Source organism: Saccharothrix sabaoui, from assembly GCF_051756985.1.
Lineage (GTDB): Bacteria > Actinomycetota > Actinomycetes > Mycobacteriales > Pseudonocardiaceae > Actinosynnema.
On record NZ_JBPKJK010000143.1, the window covers coordinates 1 to 22,367 of the forward strand.

Annotated in this window: 17 protein-coding genes and 1 pseudogene; 15 read left to right on the forward strand and 3 right to left on the reverse strand. The window is 74.9% G+C overall.

What is annotated here, in order from left to right:
* Positions 1–468 precede the first annotated feature (468 nt).
* From ACR807_RS32310 to trpA, 13 genes and pseudogenes are all read left to right on the forward strand, one after another.
* Positions 469–1,443: an AraC family transcriptional regulator gene (locus ACR807_RS32310; RefSeq protein WP_438925256.1), complete on the forward strand. Its 975-nt coding sequence runs from the start codon at positions 469–471 to the stop codon at positions 1,441–1,443.
* Positions 1,444–1,561: 118 nt separating this feature from the next.
* A complete protein-coding gene (locus ACR807_RS32315; RefSeq protein WP_438925257.1) occupies positions 1,562–2,827 on the forward strand; it encodes an FAD-dependent monooxygenase in 1,266 nt (421 codons plus the stop codon).
* Between the two features lie 130 nt (positions 2,828–2,957).
* A complete protein-coding gene (locus ACR807_RS32320; protein ID WP_438925258.1) occupies positions 2,958–4,436 on the forward strand; it encodes a 4-hydroxyphenylacetate 3-hydroxylase family protein in 1,479 nt (492 codons plus the stop codon).
* Positions 4,437–4,466: 30 nt separating this feature from the next.
* On the forward strand, positions 4,467–5,903 hold the full coding sequence (locus tag ACR807_RS32325) for an MFS transporter (RefSeq protein ID WP_438925259.1): 1,437 nt from the start codon (positions 4,467–4,469) through the stop codon (positions 5,901–5,903).
* 65 nt (positions 5,904–5,968) lie between these two features.
* Positions 5,969–6,880 carry an SDR family oxidoreductase gene (locus ACR807_RS32330; RefSeq protein WP_438925260.1) on the forward strand — a complete coding sequence of 304 codons (912 nt, stop codon included), beginning with the start codon at positions 5,969–5,971 and terminating at the stop codon, positions 6,878–6,880.
* A 78-nt stretch (positions 6,881–6,958) separates the two neighbouring features.
* Positions 6,959–8,224: a beta-ketoacyl [acyl carrier protein] synthase domain-containing protein gene (locus ACR807_RS32335; protein WP_438925261.1), complete on the forward strand. Its 1,266-nt coding sequence runs from the start codon at positions 6,959–6,961 to the stop codon at positions 8,222–8,224.
* An 84-nt stretch (positions 8,225–8,308) separates the two neighbouring features.
* Positions 8,309–9,427 (forward strand): monodechloroaminopyrrolnitrin synthase PrnB family protein, encoded by a 1,119-nt coding sequence (locus ACR807_RS32340; RefSeq protein WP_438925262.1) that lies wholly within the window; start codon positions 8,309–8,311, stop codon positions 9,425–9,427.
* Positions 9,424–10,698: a flavin-dependent oxidoreductase gene (locus ACR807_RS32345; RefSeq protein WP_438925263.1), complete on the forward strand. Its 1,275-nt coding sequence runs from the start codon at positions 9,424–9,426 to the stop codon at positions 10,696–10,698. Before ACR807_RS32340 ends, ACR807_RS32345 begins: the two co-directional genes overlap by 4 nt.
* On the forward strand, positions 10,695–11,357 hold the full coding sequence (locus ACR807_RS32350) for a DsbA family oxidoreductase (protein WP_438925264.1): 663 nt from the start codon (positions 10,695–10,697) through the stop codon (positions 11,355–11,357). Before ACR807_RS32345 ends, ACR807_RS32350 begins: the two co-directional genes overlap by 4 nt.
* Positions 11,354–12,952, forward strand: coding sequence for an FAD-binding oxidoreductase (locus ACR807_RS32355; RefSeq protein WP_438925265.1), 1,599 nt, complete (start codon positions 11,354–11,356; stop codon positions 12,950–12,952). The genes ACR807_RS32350 and ACR807_RS32355 overlap by 4 nt, the downstream gene beginning before the upstream one ends.
* Positions 12,949–13,763, forward strand: a pseudogene (gene trpC / locus ACR807_RS32360) (indole-3-glycerol phosphate synthase TrpC). Before ACR807_RS32355 ends, trpC begins: the two are co-directional and overlap by 4 nt.
* An 83-nt stretch (positions 13,764–13,846) precedes the next feature.
* Positions 13,847–15,079: a tryptophan synthase subunit beta gene (trpB, locus tag ACR807_RS32365; protein WP_438925272.1), complete on the forward strand. Its 1,233-nt coding sequence runs from the start codon at positions 13,847–13,849 to the stop codon at positions 15,077–15,079.
* Between the two features lie 11 nt (positions 15,080–15,090).
* Positions 15,091–15,909, forward strand: coding sequence for a tryptophan synthase subunit alpha (trpA, locus tag ACR807_RS32370; RefSeq protein ID WP_438925266.1), 819 nt, complete (start codon positions 15,091–15,093; stop codon positions 15,907–15,909).
* Positions 15,910–16,075: 166 nt separating this feature from the next.
* Here the strand turns inward: trpA and trpD are convergent, their stop codons facing one another.
* Positions 16,076–17,140 carry an anthranilate phosphoribosyltransferase gene (gene trpD, locus ACR807_RS32375; protein WP_438925267.1) on the reverse strand — a complete coding sequence of 355 codons (1,065 nt, stop codon included), beginning with the start codon at positions 17,138–17,140 and terminating at the stop codon, positions 16,076–16,078.
* 163 nt (positions 17,141–17,303) lie between these two features.
* On the opposite strand from trpD, the gene ACR807_RS32380 reads away from it, so the two are divergent.
* The gene (locus tag ACR807_RS32380) at positions 17,304–18,710 is read left to right on the forward strand and encodes an aminotransferase-like domain-containing protein (protein ID WP_438925268.1); all 1,407 of its coding nucleotides are present in this window, start codon (positions 17,304–17,306) and stop codon (positions 18,708–18,710) included.
* Between the two features lie 24 nt (positions 18,711–18,734).
* On the opposite strand, the gene ACR807_RS32385 is transcribed toward ACR807_RS32380, so the two are convergent.
* Positions 18,735–19,325, reverse strand: a complete 591-nt coding sequence (locus tag ACR807_RS32385) for an anthranilate synthase component II (protein WP_438925269.1) — start codon at positions 19,323–19,325, stop codon at positions 18,735–18,737.
* Positions 19,322–20,794, reverse strand: a complete 1,473-nt coding sequence (locus ACR807_RS32390; protein WP_438925270.1) for an anthranilate synthase component I family protein — start codon at positions 20,792–20,794, stop codon at positions 19,322–19,324. Before ACR807_RS32390 ends, ACR807_RS32385 begins: the two co-directional genes overlap by 4 nt.
* A 211-nt stretch (positions 20,795–21,005) precedes the next feature.
* On the opposite strand from ACR807_RS32390, the gene ACR807_RS32395 reads away from it, so the two are divergent.
* A complete protein-coding gene (locus ACR807_RS32395) occupies positions 21,006–22,346 on the forward strand; it encodes a class II 3-deoxy-7-phosphoheptulonate synthase (RefSeq protein ID WP_438925271.1) in 1,341 nt (446 codons plus the stop codon).
* Positions 22,347–22,367: the final 21 nt, after the last annotated feature.

The window sequence follows — 22,367 nt, forward strand, 5'->3', positions numbered from 1 at the left end:
CGTTCCCGGCGGCCCTCCGCGCGTTCGCGGACCCCGGAGCGGGTTCCCGGTAACCGTGCGTGTGCGGCCGGGGAGGTGGCGCGCGGCGTTTCCCCGGAAAGGGAACGGCGCGGCCGGGGTGATATCCACCCACCGGGAAAATCGACCGCCGCTCATTCGCGCGGCCGCACCGGGGACCCCGCCGGCCCGCCGGTCGCGCGCCGCCGCCGACCGGTTCAGCAGGGGGTGCCGCGCGCCACCACCGCCGGTCCAGGGGGTGAACGAGCGGCGACCGCCGGGTGAACACCCTCGTCCGGCACGCGGAACCCGCCGACGAAGGCTAAAACTTATTACGTTACACCATCCGGGAACCGCGTACGATGTTCATCGTTCACGAATTCCTCCGCACCGAAGCGCGGTCCGGTCAAATGCCCGCACCCCACCCGGTCGGTATGATTGCGTGTGGGTGTGGACACGAGGAAGTGCGAATTGTCGGAACAGGTGGAGACGGGCGACGACCTGCTGAGCGAGCTGCTGCGGCCGATCAGGCTCACCGGGGTGTTCCACAGCTGGTGGCGGTTGGGCTCCCCGTGGTCGATCGAGGGCGACACGGAGAGCAAGTGCGCGGTCCTGCACTACGTGGCCGAGGGCGACTGCTGGATCGAGGGCCCCGCTGGCCCGCCCGCCCACCTGCTCCAGGGCGACCTCGCGATCTTCCCCACCGGGGTGGCGCACCGGCTGTCGGACCGACCGGGCCGCCCCGGCGTCCCGCTGCGCACCCTGCTGGCCTCGCGCCGGCCGGGCACGTCGGACGACCTGAGCATCGGCGGCGGCGGTGACGTGAGCCGCATCCTGTGCGCCGGGCTGCACTACGACCCGAGCGCGGCCTCCGCGCTCTACGAGACGCTGCCCTGGATGCTGGTGCTGGACGCGGCCACGATCGAGCGCGAGCCGATGCTGCGCGAGGTCATCGACCTGCTGCTGGGCTACCGCGAGGGCGAGGGACCCGGTTCGCAGCTGATCACCCTGCGCACGTTCGAGATGGCGTTCGTGCTGATGCTCCGGCCGCTGCTGCACGAGGTGCTCAACCGCCCCAAGCTGCTGTCCGCCTACCGCCACCCGGAGATCAGCAAGGCCCTGCTGATCATGCACACCCGGTTCGCCGAGGCGTGGAAGGTCGATTCGCTCGCCCGCGAGGTCGGGATGTCACGCTCCGCGTTCACGTCCTGTTTCCGCGAGCTGGCGGGGGAGAGCCCGGCGATGTACCTCACCACCTGCCGAATGGCCGAAGCCGCGCGCCTCCTCAGGGAGACGAACACCTCCTTGAACGGAGTACCCGAAAAGGTGGGTTACCAGAGTACCGTCGGCTTCCACCTGGCTTTCCGGAAGCACCACGGCGTCACTCCCGGTGAATATCGACAGCGCTACAGCCGCCAGACGGGCGAATCCCCGGACGATCGTTAAGCCACCCGAGCTGATTGTTAATTGCCTGTTTCGGGCCCTCACCGCATGCTTGTCGCAGTTGTCCTGTGCTGCGCGGAAGGGGGCGGTCGGTGTTCCAGTGGGGGACCGACCTCGGACCATGCACGTTGTGATCGCGGGCGCCGGTGTCGGGGGACTGACCGCGGCGCTCAGCCTGCACGACGGCGGCTTCGACCGGGTCGAGGCACTGGAGGTGACACCGGTCCTGCGGCCGGTGGGGGCGGGCGTGAACCTCCTGCCGAACGCCGTGCGCGAACTCGCCGCGCTGGGTCTTTACCACGAACTGGCGGAGCGCGCCGCCCACACCACGGAGGTGCGCTACCACGACTCGCGCGGTGAGGTGGTCCTCCGCGAACCCCGCGGCCGGACCGCCGGCTGCCGGTGGCCGCAGCTCTCCCTGCGCCGCGGCGACCTCCAGACCGCCCTGGTCGACGCGGTGCGGACCCGCCTGGGCGAGGACGCCCTGCGCGTCGGGACCAGGGTCACCGGCCTCCGGCAGGAGCCGGGCGGCGTGCGCGTGCACACCGCGGTCGGCGACCGCGAGGAGCACCTCGACGCCGACGTGCTGGTCGGCGCGGACGGGCTGCACTCCGCGGTGCGCCGCGCGGTGACCGGGCACGACGCCGAACCGGTGTGGAACGGCGTGGTGGTCTGGCGCGGCATGGTGTGGGCGCCACCGCCGAAGCCGGCGGGCAGCATGGTCATCGCCGGCGACGGCGCCCGCAAGGTGGTCCTGTACGCGGTGACGCCGCCGCGCGAGGACGGCCACGTGCTGCTCAACTGGGTCGCCTCGCGGCGGTTCGAGGACACCGACGCGGTGGACCGCACCGACTGGAACCGGCCCGTGACCGCGGCCAAGTTCGCCCACCTGTTCACCCGCTGGCACGTCGCCGGCACCGACCTGGTCGAGCTGTTCGAGGCCACCGAGCACTGCTTCGAGTACCCGATGCTCGACCGCGACCCCCTGCCGCGCTGGACCACCGGCCGGGTCACGCTGCTCGGCGACGCCGCGCACGCCATGCGCCCGATGGGGTCCAACGCGACCACCCAGGCCGTGGTCGACGCGCGGGCGCTGGCCTACTGCCTGGCCACCGAGCCCGACGCGGGGACCGCCCTCGCGGCCTACGAACGGCACCGCAGGCCGGTGACGGCCCGCATCCAGCTCGCCAACCGCAACCTCGGCCCCGAAGCCGTGCTCGACCTCGCGGCGGACCCCCTGGTCCCGCCGGGGGGACTGCGCGAGGTCTGCGACGACTACGCGGAACTGGCCGCGTTCGACCGCCGCAGCGTCAACACGCGCTCCCCGTACGACATCCGGCGGGCCCGCCTGCTGGGCGAGCGGGAACCCGCCCTGCTCGCCACCTGACCGAACGCCCGCTCCGCCGCCCGGGTCCGGCCCGGGTGCTCCCGCGCGGCCCGGCGCGTCCCCCGAACGCCGCCGGTCCGCGCCCCGACCCGCGCCCCGACCACATCGACCTGCCCGGAAGTAGGAACTCATGACCCGTACCGGTAAGCAGTACCTGGAATCCCTGCGCGACGGCAGGCAGGTCTGGCTCGACGGTGAGCTGGTCACGGACGTCACCACCCACGTGGCGTTCCGGAACACCGCGCACTCGATCGCGCACCTGTACGACCTGACCGACGAGCCGGGGACGCGGGACGTGCTGACCGTCGGCGAGGGCGACCACCGCGTGCACCGCGCCTACAAGATCCCGGAGACCTACGAGGACCTGGTCGCCCGCCGCAAGGCGTTCAAGACCTGGTCGGAGGCCAGCTTCGGCTTCCTGGGCCGCTCGCCCGACTACATGGCGGCGGGCATCGCGGGCTTCCAGGCCGTGCCGGGCGTGTTCGCCACCGAGGCGTTCGACGGCACCGAGAACCTGGCCGCGTACTACCAGCGGATGTCCTCGGGCAACCTGTACCAGGCGTTCACCATCACCAACCCGCAGATCGACCGCACCAAGCCGGCCTCGGAGCAGGAGGAGGACGACCTCTTCGTCCGGGTCGTCAAGGAGCTCGACGGCGGCATCGTGGTGCGCGGCGCCAAGATGATCGGCACCGGTGCCGTGTTCGGCGACGAGATCATCGTCGGCACCATCGAACCGCTGGCGCCGGGCGACGCCGACTACGCCCTGTCGTTCTCCGTCCCGATCGACACCCCCGGCCTCAAGTTCATCTCCCGCACCTCCTACGAGGGCGCGGCGCGCAGCGTGTTCGACAACCCGCTGTCCTCCCGGTTCGACGAGAACGACGCCCTGCTGGTGTGCGACGACGTGTTCGTGCCCTGGGAGCGGGTGCTCGTGTACCGCGACGTGCAGGCGTCGCTCATGCAGTGGTGGGGCACGGCGGCGTTCACCAACTTCGTGCACCAGGCGGCCACCCGGTTCTGGACCAAGATGGAGTTCTACGGCGGCCTCGCGGTGCTGATCGCCAAGGCGAACAACACCTACGACCTGCCGCCGGTGCGCAACCAGATCGGCAAGATCCTCAGCTGGGTGACCGTCGCCAAGTCGATGGTGCTGGCGGCGGAGGCGGCGTACGAGCCGGTGCCGAACGGCGAGGGCGTGCGGATCAACGGCGAGATCGCCTCCGCGCACCGCGCCATGGCGGGCGACCTCTACCCGAAGATGATCCAGGAGCTGAAGCTGCTCGCGGGCGGCGGCCTCATCCAGCTCCCGGCGTCCGGCTACGACCTGCGCCACCCCGAGCTGGGCGGCCTGGTCAGCAAGTACGTCCGCTCCCCGGGGCACCCGGCCGAGCAGCGGGTGAAGCTGTTGAAGCTCGCCTGGGACGCCCTGGGCTCGGAGTTCGCCAGCAGGCACGAGCAGTACGAGCGCTTCTACCACGGCGCGCCGCACGTCTACTTCCCGATGATCGTGCGCGACAGCAAGCCGGAGCTGATGGAGCAGCTGGTCGAGACCTGCCTCCGGGGCTACTCGCTCGACGACGTCCCCGCCGCCCGGCAGTCCGGGTGACGCGGTAGCAGCAGCAGGAAAGGAAGTACGGTGCAGGCAGCCTCGAACCGTGCCCTGGCCCTCCTGGCCGGCACGCAGTTCCTGCTCATCCTCGACACGGCGATCATCAACGTCGCCGTGCCCTCCATCGGCGTCGAACTGGGCCTGTCCGCGGCCACGCTGTCCTGGGTCGCCAACGCGTACCTGGTGGCCTTCGGCGGGCTGCTGATGCTCAGCGGGCGCGCCGCCGACCTGCTGGAGCGGCGCGGGCTGTTCGTCATCGGCCTCGGCGTGCTGGTGGCGGGCTCGGTCGCGGGTGCGCTGGCCGGCTCGGCGGGGCTGCTCATCGCCGCCCGCGCGGCGCAGGGCGTCGGCGCGGCGATCGCGGCGGCGGCGGCGTTCGCGCTGCTGCTGTCGCTGTTCCCGGAGGGCGCTCCGCGCCACCGCGCGCTGGGGGTGTTCGCCGCCATGGCGGGCGCCGGCGGCGCGGCGGGCACGGTGCTCGGCGGCGTGCTGACGAGCTGGCTGGGCTGGCGGTCCACCTTCGCGCTCAACGTGGTCGCGGGCCTGGCGCTGGCGGCGCTGGCGCTGCGCGTGCTGTCCGCGAACCGGCCGCGGCGCGAGGACCGCGGCGGCTTCGACGTCGCCGGCGCGCTGACCGTCACCGTGGGACTGGCCCTGCTCGCCTACGCGCTGGTGAACACCGGTGTCGCGGGCTGGACGGCGCCGTCCACGCTGGTGACCGGCGCGGTCGGCCTGGTGCTGCTCGCGGTGTTCGCCGTGCTCCAGACCAAGGTCCGGGTGCCGCTGGTGCCGCCGGCCGTGGTGCGCCGGCGCACGCTGCGCGCGGCCAACCTGCTCTCCGGCCTCGGCCAGTTCGTGCTGTTCCCGATGTTCTTCCTGGTCAGCATGTACCTCCAGGCGGTGCTGCACTACACGCCGGTGCTGGGCGGGCTCGGCCTGCTGCCGCTGTCGCTGGTGGTGATCGCGGTGGCGGGCAACGCGTCGCGGGTGATCGGCCGGTTCGGGCTGCGCGTGGTGATGGTCACCGGGTTCGTGCTGGTGGCCGTGGGCATGGCGTGGCTGTCGCGGCTGACCCCCGACGGCTCCTTCGTCGGCGACGTGCTGTTCCCGAGCCTGGTCCTCGGCGTGGGCCTGCCCCTGGTGGCGATCACCACCAACGTCGCGGCCACCAGCGACGCCGGACCGGACGAGCTGGGGCTCGCGTCCGGCCTGATCAACACCAGCCAGCAGTTCGGCTCGGTGATCGGCCTCGCGGTGCTCGCGGGCGTCGCCGCGGCCCACACGGGCGAGGGCGGCGACCTGTCCGACCCCGTCTCCCTGACCGACGGGTTCGGCACGGCCTTCCTGATCTCCGCCGGCGTGGCCGCGCTGTCCGCGCTCTACGCGCTCACCGTGCGGCCCGGCCGCGCGGAACCCGCCGGGGCGCCCGCACCGCCGCGCACGGCGTCGAACCAGGCCGGTTGACCTCCGGGCGACAGCCCGGGACATCACGCCCCCACCGGGGGCGCGACGATGAGGAAGGACCACTGATGTCAGACGAACACCGGTACCTGGTGATCGGTTCGCAGGGCTTCCAGGGTGGCGCGGTGGCTCGTCACCTGCTGTCCGAGGGCCTCGACGTGCGCGGCTTCGCCAAGGAGGGCGGCACCCCCGCCCCCGGCGCGCCCGAGCTGCCCACCGCGTTCGGCGACCTGGCGGACGCCGCGGCGGTGAGGGCCGCGTTCGAGGGCGTCACGCACGCCTCGGTCGTGCTGCCGCTGGTGTACGACACCGAGCTGGTCGTCACCTACGCGACCAACGTGGTGGACGCCGCCCGCGCGGCCGGCGTGCGGCGGCTCGTGTTCAACACCAACACGCCGCTGCCCGCGGAGAAGACCGGGTACGCGTCCTACGAGACCCGCCGGGCCGCCGAGGAGGTGCTGAACGGCAGCGGGCTGCCGCTGGTGGTGGTGCGCCCGCCGGTGTACCTCGACAACCTGTTCAGCCCGTGGAACGGCCCGGCCCTGGTGAACGACGGCGTGCTGGCCTACCCGCTGGCCGTCGACCGCAAGGTCGCCTGGGTCTCGCACGCCGACCTGGCGGTCGCCACCGGCGCCGCGCTGCGGGTGCCGGACATCGAGGGCGCGGTGGTCCCGCTCGGCGGTCCCGCCGCGGTCACCGGCCCCGAGCTCGCGCGGGCGTTCGGCACGGCGCTGGAGCGCGAGGTCACCTACCTGCCGCTGGAGGTCCCGCAGTTCGAGACCGGCCTGGCGCAGGTCATCGGCCCGGACGCGGCGGCCGGTGTCGCCGGCATCTACCACTGGGCCGCGCTCGGCCACGAGCCGGAGCTGTTCGCGCCGGACCACGCGGAGGTGGAGCGCGTGCTGGGCGTGAGCTTCCCCGGCATCACCGCGTGGGCCGCCGCACAGCCGTGGGACGTCTGGGCCGGCGTCCGCTCCTGACGACAGCGAGATCGCACCGGCCCACAGCGCCGTGGGCCGGTGCGTCCGGGGAAACCGCACATCCACTGGGGGATTGCCGTGACGGGGGACACCGGCGACGACGTCGCCGTGATCGGCATGAGTTGTGAGTTACCCGGCGCGTCGGGCCCGGAGGAGCTGTGGCGACTCCTGCTCGACGCGAGGGACACCGTCGGGCCCGCGCGGCCCGGCACCGCCATGCACAGCGCGGGGCACGTCGACCCCGCGCGCTGGACCACCGACTTCGACCCGCGCGCGTTCGACCTGGACGCCGGTGAGGCCGAGCGGATGGACCCGCAGCAGCGCCTGCTGCTGACCGCGGTCCGCGCCGCCCTCGCCGACGCGGTACCCGACCCGGCCGGGGTGGCGGGTTCGCGCACCGCGGTCTACGCCGGGCAGTCCGGCGCGGACCACTGGGACGGGCTGCGCGGGCGCGACGACCTCGACCTCCGCGACTTCGCCGGCGCCTACCACCGCGGCCTCACCGCGGGCCGGCTCAGCCACGTGTTCGACCTGCGCGGTCCGAGCGTCACCGTGGACGCCGCGCAGGCGTCCTCGCTCGTCGCGCTCCACCTCGCCGTGCGCGCCCTGCGCCACGGCGAGGCCGACCTCGCCATCGCCGCGGGGGTCAACCTGCTGCTCGGCCCGCAACCCGGGGCGCTGCTGGACCGCGCGGGGGCGCTGTCACCCGGTGGCCGCTGCCGGTTCGGCGACGCGGACGCCGACGGCTTCGTCCGGGCGGACGGCGCCGCGGCGGTCGTGCTCAAGCCACTGGCGGCGGCCCTGGCCGACGGCGACCGGGTCCGCGCCGTCGTCAAGGGCAGCGCCGTGGGCAACGACGGCCGGGCCAAACCGTCACTGCTGCACCCGTCCGCCGAAGGACAGGCCCAGGCGATGCGCTGGGCCTACGCCGACGCGGGCGTCGACCCGGCCGTGGTCACCTACGTGGAGGCCCACGGCACGGGCACGAGGATCGACCGCGCGGAGCTCTCCGCCCTCACCGCGGTGCTGGGGACCGCGCGTCGGGCGGGGAGGCCGTGCCTGGTCGGCTCCCTGAAGTCCAACATCGGCCACGCCGAGGCCGCGGCCGGCCTCGCGGGGCTGGTCAAGGCCGTGCTGTGCCTGGAGCACGGCGCGGTGCCCGCCAGCCTGCACCACCGGCGACGTCACCCGGACGTCGACTGGGACCTGGTCCCGCTGGTGGTGCCGACGCGAACGGTCGAACTGCCCGAGGTGGGCGGTCGGGCGACGGTGGCCGTCAACGGGCAGAGCGCGTCGTCCACCAACGTCCACGTGGTCCTCACCGGGGCTCCCGCGCGCCGCTAGCCGGCGCCGCACGTCCCCGCTCCCCGAGCACTCCCACGACATCGCCGCGCGGTGTCCGAAGCCGAAGACAACTGGAGCTGACGCGTGTTCGACAACCCCGTGATGCTGCACGGCAACGACGTCCAGATCGAACGGGTCCGCGAGATCGACCCCCTGGGCGCCGACGCCGTGCTGGCGCGCCTGCCCGAGATGAACGACGCCGCCGACCTCGGCGCCCTGGTCGGCGCGCTCCGCGACCTGGTGCCCGACGCCGCCACGACGGCCGCCTTCGACATGGAGGACTGCCTGGCGGCCGTGCGCGACATCGGCATGCTCCTCGGCTCGATCAAGCGGCACGGCCAGGAGCCGCTCGACCACGTGCCCGAGGCCACCCCGGTCCTGCTGGAGCTGGGCGAGCGCACCGGCATGATCCCGCGCGACGTCGTGCACCACTACTGCACGTGGAACCCGACGGACCACCGCCGCCGCCGGTACACCCCCGACGAGCAGGAGCACCAGCTCCAGAACTCGGTGCGCATGGTGTTCCCGCACCTGCGCGCCGGCCTGGAGCTGTGCCACCTGCTGCGCGACGTGGAGCCGGCGGACCCGAAGTTCGCCGTGCTGGCGGACGCGCTCAACCGCGAGATGCTGCCGATGGTCGACTCCATCGACCTGGTGGTGCGCGACGTCGGCCCCCGCTTCTTCGCGCGGGTGCTGCGGCCGTACTTCGAGGAGATCACCGTGGCGGGGCGGGTCTACCTGGGCCCGGCCGCGGCGCAGGTGCCGCTGTGGCTGGTGGACGAGGCGGTGTGGGCCTCCGACCGCGGTGACCGGGACTACCTGGACTTCCTGCACCACTCGGTGCCCTACAGCCTGCCGCGCTGGCGCGGGCTGCACGACGACTGGGTGGGCTCGACCTCCCTGGTGACCAGGCTGCTCGACGCCTACGGCGACGACCTGGAGGCCGCCGACCGCGCCATGCCGACGCTGCGCGCCGCGGCGTCGGCGATGGCCGGGGTGCTGCGCACGATCATCGTGTTCCGGGGCCGCCACCTGGGCATCGCGCGCCAGGCGTACCAGGAGGACCTGCGGCTGTACCCGCTGGGCAGCGGCGGCGCGAGCGTCGAGCTGCTGCGCGAGATCGTCGACCTGACCCGGCAGAACGCGCAGATGACGAAGACCCTCGCGTCGTCGGGCGCCGCGCGGGTGGTGGCCAAGGCGTGAAGGTCGTCATCGCGGGCGCGGGCATCGGCGGCCTGACCGCCGCCCTCTCCCTGCACGCCGCCGGGATCACCGACGTGCTCCTGCTGGAGGCCGTGCCGGAGATCAGGCCCATCGGCGTCGGGCTCAACATCCTGCCCAACGCCGTGCGCGAGCTGGACGGGCTGGGCGTCCTGGACAGGCTGGCCGAGGTCTCCGTCGCCACCGGCACCCTGTCGTACCACAACCGCTTCGGCAGCCTGATCTTCCGCGAGCCGCGCGGCCGGGCCGCCGGGTACCGGTGGCCGCAGCTGTCCGTCCACCGCGGCCGGCTCCAGGGCGTGCTGCTGGCCGCGGTGCGCGAGCGGCTCGGCGCGGGCGCGGTCGTGCCCGACGCGCGGGTCGCCGGGTTCGCGCACCTGCCCGACGGCCGGGTCTCCGCGGAGGTCCGGCACGCCGACGGCACGACCACGCACGAGGTCGCGGACGTGCTGGTGGGCGCGGACGGCATCCAGTCCGCCGTGCGCGAGGCGCTGCACCCCGGCGGCACGGGGCCGCGCTGGAACGGCCTGCTGGTCTGGCGCGGCAGCGCGTGGGCCCGCCCGTTCCTCGACGGCAACACGATGGTCATCGCGGGCGACCGCGCCCGGCGCGTCGTGGTGTACCCGATGTCCACGCCCACCGGGCGCGACGAGCCGGTGCTGATGAACTGGGCCGTGGCGCGGCACGTGGGCGGGGGCGCGGCGCCCGACCGGGCCGACTGGAACCGGCCGGTCGAGCCCGACCGGTTCCTCGGCCACTTCGAGGACCTGGTCTTCGACTGGCTCGACGTGCCGGCCCTGGTCCGCTCGGCGGAGCAGGCGCTGGAGTACCCGATGGTCGACCGGGACCCGCTGCCGCGGTGGACCTCGGGCCGGGTCACCCTGCTCGGCGACGCGGCGCACGCGATGAACCCGATGGGGTCCAACGGCGCCACCCAGTCCATCGTGGACGGACGGGTGCTCGCGGACCACCTGGCGGGGCACGACGACCCGGCCGAGGGGCTGGTCGCCTACGAGCAGGCGCGCCGGCCGCTGACCACCCGGCTCCAGGAGGCCAACCGCGAGCGGGGCCCGGAGGTCGTCATCGACCTCGCGGACGAGCGGGCCCCGGACGGCTTCGAGCGCGTCGAGGACGTCATCCCGGCGGACGAGCTGGCCCGGATCTCCGCCTCCTACGCGGCGCTGGGCGCGTTCGACACCGAGACCGTCAACAGCGGGCGCGCGCCGGTCGCGGCGGCCGGGGGAGGGCTGTGAGCGTGCGCGTCGACGTCTACTCGGACCTGTCCTGCCCCTGGTGCTACCTGGGCAACCGCAACCTGCGCGCCGCGCTCGCCGAGCACGGCGACGCCGGGGTCGAGGTCGTCTCGCACCCCTACCAGATCGACGGCGAGGAACCGGCCGAACCGGTGCCGGTGCTGGAGTTCCTGGGCCGCAAGTACGGCGTCGAGAAGGCGCGCCGGATGAGCGACCACGTCACGAGGGCCGGCGCGGCGCTCGGCGTGGAGTTCCGCAACGACCGCGCCCTCGCGGTGAACACCCTGGCCGGGCACCGGCTGCTGCGGCAGGTGGACCGCGAGTTCGGCGGCCGCGTGCGCGCGGACGTGGAGGAGGCCCTCTACGCCCAGTGGTTCGTCCACGGCGGCGTGATCACCGACCCCGCCGTGCTCACCGCGGCGGCGACCGGCGCGGGCGTGCCCGCCGGCCGGGCCGCCGAGCTGGTCGCCGACGACCGGGACACCGCCGCCGTGCGGGCCCGGATCGCGGCCACCCGCGCCGAGGTCCCCGTCGTGCCCACGGTCGTCGTCGACGGCCGCGTGCGGCTGGAGGACTACCGCACCGCCGGCGACTACCTCGCCGCGCTGCGCTCCGCCACCACCCCCGAACACCCGAGCCCCACCACGGAGGCACGATGACGACGACACGCCGCCGCCTGCTGCTGGGCGGTGCCGCGACCGGCGCCGCCCTGGCCGCCGGCGGGATCGCCCTCCCCGGCACCGCCGCCGCCCGCACCCCCTCGGGGCCGCGGGTCGGCCGGGACGCGCCGCAGTACGCCGACCTGGTGCGCGGGGTCAACCAGCGGTGGGTCGGCAACCCCGCCGAGGTGTGGGTGGCCCGCTCCACCGACGACGTGGTCGACGCGGTCGCCGCCGCGGTGCGCGGCAGGACCCGGATCGCGGTCCGCAGCGGCGGGCACTGCTTCGAGGACTTCTCCGCCAACGGCGAGATCGGCACCCTGGTCGACCTGTCCGCGCTGGACACCGTCGAGCACGACCCCGCCGCGCGCGCCTTCGCGGTCGGCGCGGGCGCCCGGCTCGGCGACGTCTACGCGGAGCTGTTCAAGGGCTGGGGCGTGACCGTGCCCGGCGGCTCGTGCCCGACGGTCGGCCTGGGCGGGCACGTCGCCGGCGGCGGCTACGGCCCGCTCAACCGCAGGTTCGGGCTCGTCGTCGACCACCTGCACGCGGTGGAGGTGGTCGTGGCGACCCGCGGCGGCGCGCGGCGCGTGGTGGCGACCCGCGACCCGGGCGACCCCCACCGCGACCTGTGGTGGGCGCACACCGGCGGTGGCGGCGGCAACTTCGGCGTCGTCACCAAGTACTGGTTCCGCAGCCCCCGCCCGCGCGGCTGGGAGCCGTCCCGGCTGCTGCCCAGCCCGCCCGCGGAGGTGCTGGTGGCGACCGTCGTCTGGCCGTGGGCGCGGCTCGACGAGCGCGCGTTCGTGCGACTGGTGCGCAACTACAGCGCCTGGTTCGCCGCCACCAACGCGCCGGGCGCCCCCGAGGCCGGCCTGTACGCCCACCTGGCGGCGTTCCACGCCTCCGGCGGCGCGGTCGCGCTCAACGTGCAGGTCGACGCGGGCACCGGCAACGCGGACGCGCTGCTGGACCGGTTCCTGGCGGCGGTGGACGACGGCGTGGGCGTGCCGGGGCAGACCACCGAGCGCCGTCGGCTGCCGTGGCTGATGAGCACCCAGTGGGCGGGCTTCGCGGACCGGCCCACCGGCAAGCGCATCAAGGGCAAGTCGGCCATGCACCGCGGCGCGCTGAGCGAGCGCGCGGCGGCGGCGCTCTTCCGCAACCTCACCCGCGAGGACTACGCCCACCCCGGCAGCGGCGTGCTGATCGCGCCCTACGGCGGCCAGGTGAACGCGGTCGCCGCGAACGAGACGGCGTCACCGCACCGCGACTGCTCGCTCACGCTGCTCTACGTCAGCGAGTGGGTGGACCCGGCGCAGGACGACCTGCACGTGGACTTCCAGCGGCGGCTCTACCGGGACGTCTACGCCGAGACCGGGGGCGTTCCCGCGGTGCGCGGGGACACGGGGGGCGCGTACGTGAACTACCCGGACGCGGACCTGCTCGACCCCGCGTGGAACACCAGCGGCGTGCCGTGGCAGTGGCTGTACTACCGCGAGGGCTACGCGAAGCTCCGGCGGGTCAAGGCCGAGTGGGACGGCGGCGACGTGTTCCGCCACCGCATGTCGGTGGAACCGGCGGGTGGCCGGTGAGCGTGCTCGACGGCATCCTGGCCGACGTCCGGGTCCGGCTGCGGGAGCGGCGCGAGGAGGTGCCCGAGGCGCGGCTGCGCGCGGTCGCCGAGGGCCGTGCCGCGCGCGACCCCCGGCGGGTGGAGGACGCGCTGCGCGGTCGCGGCGGCGTGCGGGTCATCGCGGAGGTCAAGCGGCGCAGCCCCGCCGTCGGCGTGCTCTCGGACATCGGCGACCCCGCCGCGCTGGCCGCGGCCTACGCCGGGGGCGGGGCGGCGGCGGTGAGCGTGCTCACCGAGCCCGACCACTTCCGGGGCAGCCTGGCCGACCTCGACGCGGTGCGCGCCCGGGTGGACGTGCCGGTGCTGCGCAAGGACTTCGTGGTCGACGCCTACCAGGTCGTGGAGTCCGCGGCGCACGGCGCGGACCTGGTGCTGCTGATCGTGGCCGCGCTGGCGCAGCCGGAACTGGAGTTCCTGCTGGGCGAGGCCGAGCGGCACGGGCTGGCCGCGCTGGTCGAGGTGCACGCGGAAGCGGAGCTGCGGCGCGCGGTCGACGCGGGCGCGCGGGTCATCGGGGTCAACTCCCGCGACCTGACCACGCTGGAGGTCGACCGGGGCACGTTCGCCCGCCTGGCCCCGGCATCCCGCCGGGCGTGGTGGCGGTGGCGGAGTCCGGTGTGCGCGGTCCCGAGGACGTGCGCGCGTACGCGGCGGCGGGCGCCGACGCGGTGCTGGTGGGGTCGGCGCTGGTGGTCGGCGGCCGACCCGCGGCGGCGGTGGCCGAACTGTCGGCGGCCGGGCTCCGGACCGGGGAAGGGGAACCGGCGTGATCGGCGAGCGGATCGACGGGCGGATCGACGGGCGGGTGGACGACGTGCTGGACGTCGGGGCGGTCGAGCGGGGTTACCGGGACGTGGTGGCGGCGGCGTTCGCCGTGCCCGCGTCGCGGACCCCCGACGAGCAGGGGCGGTTCGGCCGCTTCGGCGGGCGGTTCATGCCGGAGGCGCTGATGGCGTCGCTGGCCGAGCTGACCGCGGCCTACGACGAGGCGCGCACCGACCCGTCGTTCCTGGCGGAGTACGGCGCGCTGCTGGTGCGCTACGCGGGGCGGCCGAGCCTGCTCACCGAGGCCGGGCGGCTGTCGGCCGAGGTCGGCGCGCGGCTGCTGCTCAAGCGGGAGGACCTCAACCACACCGGCTCGCACAAGATCAACAACGTGCTGGGGCAGGCGCTGCTGGCCCGGCGGATGGGCAAGGCGCGGGTCATCGCGGAGACCGGTGCGGGCCAGCACGGCGTGGCCACGGCCACCGCCGCGGCGCTGCTCGACCTGGAGTGCGTCGTCTACATGGGCGCCGAGGACACCCGTCGGCAGGCGCTCAACGTGGCCCGGATGACCATGCTCGGCGCGACCGTCGTGCCGGTGGAGGCGGGCAGCCGCACCCTCAAGGACGCCATCAACGAGGCCCTGCGCGACTGGGTGACCAACGCCCACGACACGCACTACCTGCTGGGCACGGCAGCCGGGCCGCACCCGTTCCCCGCCATGGTGCGCGACTTCCACCGCGTCATCGGTGTGGAGGCCCGCCGCCAGGTGCTCGCCCAGCTCGGCGCGCTGCCGGACGCGGTCGTGGCGTGCGTCGGCGGCGGGTCCAACGCCATCGGCGTGTTCCACCCGTTCCTGGACGACCCGGAGGTGACCCTCTGGGGCATGGAGGCGGGCGGCACGGGCCCCGGCGCGCACGCCGCCTCGATCACCGGCGGCGCGGTCGGCGTGCTGCACGGCGCGCGGACCTACCTGCTCCAGGACGAGTTCGGGCAGACCGAGGAGAGCCACTCGATCTCCGCCGGCCTGGACTACCCGGGCGTCGGGCCCGAGCACGCGCTGCTGCACGACCAGGGCCGGGTGACCTACCGGCCGGTGACCGACGACGCGGCGATGGACGCCATGCGCCGGCTCAGCCGGACCGAGGGGATCATCCCGGCGATCGAGTCGGCGCACGCGGTGGCGGGCGCGCTCGCCCTCGTGGACGAGCTGACCGCCCGCCTGGGCCGGCCGCCGGTGGTGCTGGTGTGCCTGTCCGGCCGGGGCGACAAGGACATGGCCACGGCCGCGGAGTACTTCGGACTGGGGGGCGACGGCTCGTGACGACCGCACAGGTGAGCGCCGGCGACAGGCTCGACGGCGCGCTGCGCACCGCCCGCGAGGAGGGGAGGGCGGCCCTGATCGGCTACCTGCCCGCCGGGTTCCCGACGGCCCGCGCCGCCGTGGACGCCGCGCTGGCGATGGCCGGGTCCGGTGTGGACGTGGTCGAGCTGGGGCTGCCGTACAGCGACCCGGTGATGGACGGCCCGGTGATCCAGCGAGCCGCCACGGCCGCGCTGGCCGGCGGTGCGACCACGGAGACCGTGCTGGAGTCGGTGGCCGAGATCGCCGCCGCCGGGGTGCCCGTGCTCGTGATGACGTACTGGAACCCGGTGGAGCGGTACGGCGTCGAGCGCTTCGCCCGGCGGCTGGCGGAGGTCGGCGGCAGCGGCCTGATCACGCCCGACCTCATCCCCGAGGAGGCCGACGACACCGGCTGGACCGCCGAGTCGGACCGCCGCGGCCTGCGCCGCGTGCACCTGGTGGCGCCGTCGTCGTCGCCGGAGCGCCTGGCGCTGACCGCGCGGGCGTCCACCGGTTTCGTCTACGCGGCGGCGCTGATGGGCGTGACCGGTACCGGCGGCGCGCTGACGGACGTGGCGCACGGCCTGGTCTCGCGGGTCCGCGAGGTGCGCGCCGACCTGCCGGTCTGCGTGGGCCTCGGGGTGTCGACCGCAGAGCAGGCGGCGGCCATCGGCCAGGCGGCGGACGGGGTGATCGTGGGCGCGGCCTTCGTGCGGCGCCTGGCGGAGGCCCGCAACGCGGCCGAGGGCGTGGCGGCGGTGGCCCGCTTCGCCGCCGAACTGGCCCGCGGCGTGCGGGGGGACGGCTAGCCGTGTCCCGGTGTCCGGCCAGTCCGGCCAGCCCGGCCCGGGTCGCGCGGCAGACCCGCCCGACCCGGGGCCGCGCGGGTCTGTCCTTCGTGGACCGGCTCGCGGGTCCGCCGGGTTCGGTGGGTCCGGTCCGCGTCGTGCGGACCGGACCCGGCGCGGCACCGCGTCAGCGCAGTTCGGCGCGCAGCTTGGCGGTGACCGCCGACCACCGCTCCGCCAGCGCGGCGGCGTGCCCCTCGTCGATCGCGACCGCCGCCCGCCGCACGCCCGAGGCGATGCGCTCCACCAGGGGCGCGTCCACCGCCTCGGCGGCGGCCAGGCCGGCGGCGGCCGACAGCAGCACCGCGTCGCGGACCGGGCCGCGCTCGCCGGCGAACACCCGCCGCGCGACGTCGGCGTTGTGCGCCGGGTCGCCGCCGCGCAGCGCGTCCGCCCCGGCGAACGGCACACCGACGTCGCGCGGGTCGAACACCTCGTCCCGCACCTCGCCGCCGAGCACGGTCCAGACCCGCGAGGTGGTGCCGACGCTCAGCTCGTCCAGCCCGTCGTCGCCCCGGAACACCAGCGCCGACACGCCGCGCCGCGCCAGCACGCCCGCGACCAGCGGCGCGGTCCGGGTGTGCGCCACGCCCACGGCCAGCGCGGCGGGCGAGGCCGGGTTGGTCAGCGGACCCAGCAGGTTGAACGCGGTCGGCACGCCCAGCTCGCGCCGCACCGGCGCGGCGTGCCGCATGGCCGGGTGGAACACCGGCGCGAAGCAGAACGCGATGCCGACCTCGTCCAGCACGCCGCGCACGGTGGCGGCCGGCAGCCCGATGGCGATGCCGAGCGCCTCCAGCACGTCCGCCGACCCGCACTTCGACGAGGCGGACCGGTTGCCGTGCTTGACCACCGGCACGCCGGAGGCCGCCGCGACGACCGCGCCCATGGTGGAGATGTTCACGGTGTGCGCCTGGTCGCCGCCCGTGCCGACGATGTCCAGCACCGCCCGCCCGACGTCGACCCGCGTCGAGCGGGCCACCATGCCGGTGATGAGGCCGTCCAGCTCGACCACGGTCTCGCCCTTGGCGCGCAGGCCCACCAGCAACCCGGCCAGCCGCGCGTCGCCCGCCGCACCGCGCAGCACCTCGGTCATGGCCCACGCGGCGTCGTCCGCCGACAGGTCCCGCCCCTCCGTCACGGTCGACAGCAACGCGGCCCACCGCGCCCGGTCGGTTTCCCGCTCAACCATTTCCGCCTCCATCGGCGAACTGTTCCCCAGCAGTCGGACGGGTTGCAGGCTCGCAGTCGCGGACGGGGTGGGCAAGTCCATTCCGGTGGGCGGCGCCAGTCCATTTCCCGAGAATTTCCGGCAAAGTCCACACGGCACCCGCCGATGACCACCTGGAGCAGTCATGTCGGCATTGTTGTCGATTCCGCTGGACCGTTCCGCCCCCGAGTCGATGACCCACCAGATCCGCGACACGATCCGCGGGCGCATCCGGGACGGCACGCTGCGCCCCGGTAGCCGGCTACCGTCGAGCAGGCGCCTCGCGGACGACCTCGGGGTGTCCCGCAGCGTGGTCGTCCAGGCGTACGAGCAGATGATCGCCGAGGGGTACCTCACCGCCGAGCAGGGCTCGGGCACCAGGGTGGCCGTGCACGTGCCGACCGTGCCCGCCGCACCGGCCGAGGCGCCGGTCGCGGTCCCGCGCACCCGCTTCGACCTGCGGCCCGACGCCACCGGCACGGACCTGTTCCCGGCCCGCCGCTGGCTCATGTCGTACCAGAACGCCGTGCACTCCGCCGCCCGCGGCCGCGACCTGCGCAGGCCGCCCGCCGGGGTGGCCGAGCTGCGGGTCGAGCTGGCCGACTACCTCGGGCGCGCCCGGGGCGTGGTGGGCGGCGAGGTGATCGTCACCGCCGGGTTCACCGACGCGGTCGCCCTCGCCGCCTCGGCCCTGCGCGACCTGGGCGTCGCGCACGCCGCCGTGGAGACCCCCGGCGACCAGCGGCTGGCCGGCACCCTGGCCGGCGCGGGCCTGCGCGTCACGCCCGTGCCGGTGGACCGCGAGGGCGTCGACGTGGCCGCGCTGACCCGCAGCGGCGCCCGTGCCGTGCTGGTCACGCCGCTCGGGCAGGTGCCGACCGGCTCGGTGCTGTCACCGGCCCGCCGCGCCGCGCTGGCCCGGTGGTCCGACGCGGTGGACGGCTGGGTGATCGAGCACGACCCCGACGGCCACCTGTGGCTGGGGCGCGGCGCGGCGCAGCTCGCCGTGCAGCGCGACCGGCCCGGCCGGGTGCTCTACACGGGCGCGACGATGGGCCTGTTCGGGCCGTGCCTGCGGCTGGGTTGGCTGGTGGTGCCCCCCGCGCTGTTCCCGCGCTTCCACCGCGCCCTCGACGGGCGGCTGGCCGGCCCGGACGCGCTCACCCAGGCCGCGTTCGCCGACTTCCTCTCCCGCGGCCTGCTCGACCAGCACGTCCGCGACGTGCGGGCCACCCTGCGCGCCCGCCGGTCGGCCCTGCGGGAGCTGGTCGGCGAGCACCTGCCGGGCGCCGTGCTGCGCGGCGGCGACGCCGGGTCGCACAGCTGGCTCGCGCTGCCCCCGGAGGTGGACGACGCCCGGGTGGCCGAGACCGCGGGCCGGCACTCGGTGGTGGTCCGCACCGGCGGCTCCTACCGGCTCGACCGGCGGCCCGTCGAACCCGCCCTGGTCCTCGGCTACCGCGCGGTGGACCAGGTCCGCCTGGCGTCGGCCGTCGCCGTGCTGGGGTGGGCGGTCGAGCGGTCCGCCGACCTGCGGGTCTCGTCCGCCTGACCGCCCACCCCGGCACGGTCCGGGTCAGCCGACCGCGGCGGGCCGCTCGACGGCGGTGCGGAGGAAGTTCGCCACCATCGCGATCCCCTCGGCGGTGGTCACGCTCTCCGGGTGGAACTGCACGCCCTCGACCGGCAGCTCCCGGTGCCGCAGGCCCATCAGGTAGCCGTCGTCGGTCGACCGGGCCGTGGCGACCAGGTCGTCCGGCAGGGGCTCCGCGACCACGATGGAGTGGTAGCGGGTGACCGCCTGCCGGTCGGGCAGCCCCGCGAACAGCCCCTGGCCGTCGTGCTCGACGAGGCTGGTCCGGCCGTGCATGAGGTTGTCGGCCAGCCGCACCGAGCCGCCGAACGCCAGGGCCAGCGCCTGGTGCCCCAGGCACACGCCCAGCAGCGGCACCCGGCCGGCGAAGGCCCGCGCCACCTCGACGTGCCCGGAGGCGGCCGGGTGACCCGGCCCCGGGCCGAGGACGACCGCCTCGGGTGCCAGGGCCAGCAGCTCGTCGGGCGTGCGCGTGCCGGAGCGGACCACGAGGGTGTCCGCGCCCAGTTCGCGCAGGTACTGGTCGATGATGTGGACGAAGCTGTCGTAGGCGTCCACCACCAGCACGGTCATCGCGGCTCCTCCCCGGTGAGCGCCCAGAAGGCGGCGCCCATCTTGGCCAGCGTCTCGTCCCACTCGCGCTCCGGCTCCGACAGCGCCACCACACCCGCGCCGGCCTGCGTCGAGTAGTGGTGCGCGCCGCCGTCCTCGCCGTGGTGCACGACCGTGCGGATGCACAGCGCCAGCTCCGCCCAGCCGCGCACGTCGACCAGGCCGAGCGCGCCCGCGTAGGCGCCGCGCCGGGTCGGCTCGACGTCGTCGATGATCTCCATGGCCCGCACCTTCGGCGCGCCGGTCACGGTCCCGGCGGGGAAGGTCGCGCACACCGCGTCCCACACGTCCCGGCCCGCCGACATCCGCCCGGAGACGGTCGAGACCAGGTGGAAGACGTGCGAGAACGCCTCCACGGCCATCATCTCGTCCACCCGCAGCGTGCCGGGGTCGACCACCCGGCCCACGTCGTTGCGCCCCAGGTCGACCAGCATCACGTGCTCGGCCTGCTCCTTGACGTCCGCCAGCAGCTCCTTGACCCGCCGCTCGTCGTCCACCCCGGTCGGGTCGCGCCGCGCGGTGCCCGCGATCGGGCGCATGAGCAGGCGGCCGTCCACGAGCCGGAACAGCAGCTCGGGGCTCGCGCCCACCAGCGTCACGCCGCCCAGCGTGACCAGGTAGGTGTAGGGGGAGGGGTTGCGGTCGCGCAGCCGCCGGTACACGTCCTGCGGCGCCATCCCGGTGCGCACGTCCACCCGGTGGCCGACCACGATCTGGTAGACATCGCCGACGCGGACGTGGTCCAGGCAGCGGCGCACACCGGCCAGGAACGTCTCCCGGTCCACCGTGTCGGTCACCGACAGCGGCACGGGCGCCTCCGGCAGGGCCCCCGGCTCCGCCTCGGGCGGCACGCCCGCCACGTCGGGCGGCTCCGGCAGCAGCGGACCCGAGGCGGTCACCACCACCGGGTCGCCCGTGCCGTCGCCGAACCACACGGTGCGCTGGAACAGCGCGATCGTCACGTCCGGCACCGAGGGCTCGGCCTCGCGCGGCGGCAGGTCCTCGACCAGGCCGACCGCGTCGTAGCCGATCATGGTCAGGAAGCCGAACGCGTACCGCTGCCAGGGCACGTCGGTGCGCACGTCGAACAGGTTCGTGGCGCCGCGCAGCAGCTCCCACACCGCCGACCGCTCCGCGACCTCGCCGCCCGGTGCCGCCCCGGCGCAGTGCTCGCGCAGGGCGTCGGCCACCGGGCCCTCGCCGCGCACCCGCACCCGCCTGCCGGTGACGCTCAGCTCGGCGAGCTTGCCGACGCCCACCACCGTGCCCGCCCGCCGGTCCACCCCGTCCGGGTGGAGGTCCTCCAGCAGGAACACCTCGTCGTCGCCGTACCGGGCGCACAGGGCGGCGCGCAACGGCACCGCGGCCGACGTCCGCAGCCGGACCGGCTCGGCCGTGACCACGACCTCCACCACCGCTGTTCGGGGCATGTCCCTCCTCCGGGGAATTGACCAACGGGTATCGCCGCCCGTGCGGCAGGTGAGCAGTGAACCAGTCGCCGAAGTCGAGCGGCCAGACCACTCCGGCGGCGGACCGGCAGACCACTGCGCTTTTTGGTTGCACGTCTCCGTGAACTCGTGCTGATCTGTTACACGAATTGGCGCGCAATTGCTGGCTGTCACTACTGGGGAACGGCTGACGATGAATTCCGACGTGTTGGACGAGTCCGTTGCCACGTGGCGGGACCTCCCCGCCGCCCAACAGCCCGAGTGGCCGGACCCGGCCGCCCTGGCGGACGTGACCGCCCGGTTGGCGACCGCACCGGGCCTGGTGTCACCCGCCGAGTGCGACGACCTGCGGCACCGGCTCGCCGAGGCGGCCGAGGGCCGGGCGATCGTGCTCCAGGGCGGTGACTGCGCGGAGATGTTCGGCGCGGCGGGCGACCACGCGTCGATCCGGGCCAAGCTCAAGACCCTGTTGCAGATGGCCGTCGTCTTCACCTACGCGAGCGCCAAGCCCGTGGTGAAGATCGGCCGCTGGGCCGGGCAGTACGCCAAGCCCCGCTCCAGCACCACCGAGACCGTCGGCGACGTCGCGCTGCCCGCCTACCGGGGCGACGCGGTGAACGGCGCGGCCTTCGACGCCGCTGTGCGGGTACCGGACCCCGAGCGGCTGTGGCGGGCGTACGAGGCGTCGCGCGCCACCCTGGACGCGGTGCGCACCTACGCCCACAACGGCTACGCGGGACTGGACCAGCTGCACCGCTGGAACCGCGACTTCGTGGCCGACTCGCCGGCCGGCGCGCAGTACGAGGAGCTGGCGCACCGGATCGACCACGCGGTCGCGTTCATGCGCGCCTGCGGCGTCTCGACGGAGGAGCTGCGCGAGACCGAGGTGTTCGCCGGCCACGAGGGACTGCTGCTGGACTACGAGGACGCGCTGACCCGGCTCGACCCGGCCACCGGCCGCACCTACGCCACCAGCGGCCACCTGCTGTGGATCGGGGAGCGCACCCGGGCCCTGGACGGCGCGCACATCGAGTACTTCTCCACCATCGCGAACCCCGTCGGCCTCAAGCTCGGCCCCACCGCCACGCCGGACGAGGTGCGCGCGTACGTCGAGGTGCTCGACCCCGAGCGGCGGCCCGGCAGGCTGACGTTCATCACGCGGATGGGCGCTCGCCAGGTCCGCGACCGCCTGCCGGCCCTCGCCGAGGCCGCGCGCTCGGTCGGCTCGAAGGCGGCCTGGATCTGCGACCCCATGCACGGCAACACCTTCGTCGCCCCCAGCGGCCACAAGACGCGGCTGTTCTCCGACATCCTCGACGAGGTCAAGGGCTTCTTCCAGGTCCTGCGGGCGACGGGCCTGCACCCCGGCGGCGTCCACGTCGAGCTGACCGGCGAGGACGTGACCGAGTGCGTGGGCGGCGGCGCGAGCGTCCTGCTCGACGACCTGCACAGCCGCTACGAGACCGGCTGCGACCCGAGGCTCAACCGGAGCCAGTCGCTGGACCTGGCGTTCCAGGTCGGCGAGCTCCTCTGACGGCCTCACGGCCACCGCCGC

Bases quoted from the DNA above. Each gene is read 5' to 3' on its own strand.
- ACR807_RS32330 (WP_438925260.1), top strand. From the start codon at position 5,969: ATGTCAGACGAACACCGGTACCTGGTGATCGGTTCGCAGGGCTTCCAG.
- ACR807_RS32315 (WP_438925257.1), top strand. From the start codon at position 1,562: ATGCACGTTGTGATCGCGGGCGCCGGTGTCGGGGGACTGACCGCGGCG.
- ACR807_RS32380 (WP_438925268.1), top strand. From the start codon at position 17,304: ATGTCGGCATTGTTGTCGATTCCGCTGGACCGTTCCGCCCCCGAGTCG.
- ACR807_RS32320 (WP_438925258.1), top strand. From the start codon at position 2,958: ATGACCCGTACCGGTAAGCAGTACCTGGAATCCCTGCGCGACGGCAGG.
- ACR807_RS32355 (WP_438925265.1), top strand. From the start codon at position 11,354: ATGACGACGACACGCCGCCGCCTGCTGCTGGGCGGTGCCGCGACCGGC.
- ACR807_RS32385 (WP_438925269.1), bottom strand. From the start codon at position 19,325: ATGACCGTGCTGGTGGTGGACGCCTACGACAGCTTCGTCCACATCATC.
- ACR807_RS32390 (WP_438925270.1), bottom strand. From the start codon at position 20,794: ATGCCCCGAACAGCGGTGGTGGAGGTCGTGGTCACGGCCGAGCCGGTC.
- ACR807_RS32395 (WP_438925271.1), top strand. From the start codon at position 21,006: ATGAATTCCGACGTGTTGGACGAGTCCGTTGCCACGTGGCGGGACCTC.
- trpD (WP_438925267.1), bottom strand. From the start codon at position 17,140: ATGGTTGAGCGGGAAACCGACCGGGCGCGGTGGGCCGCGTTGCTGTCG.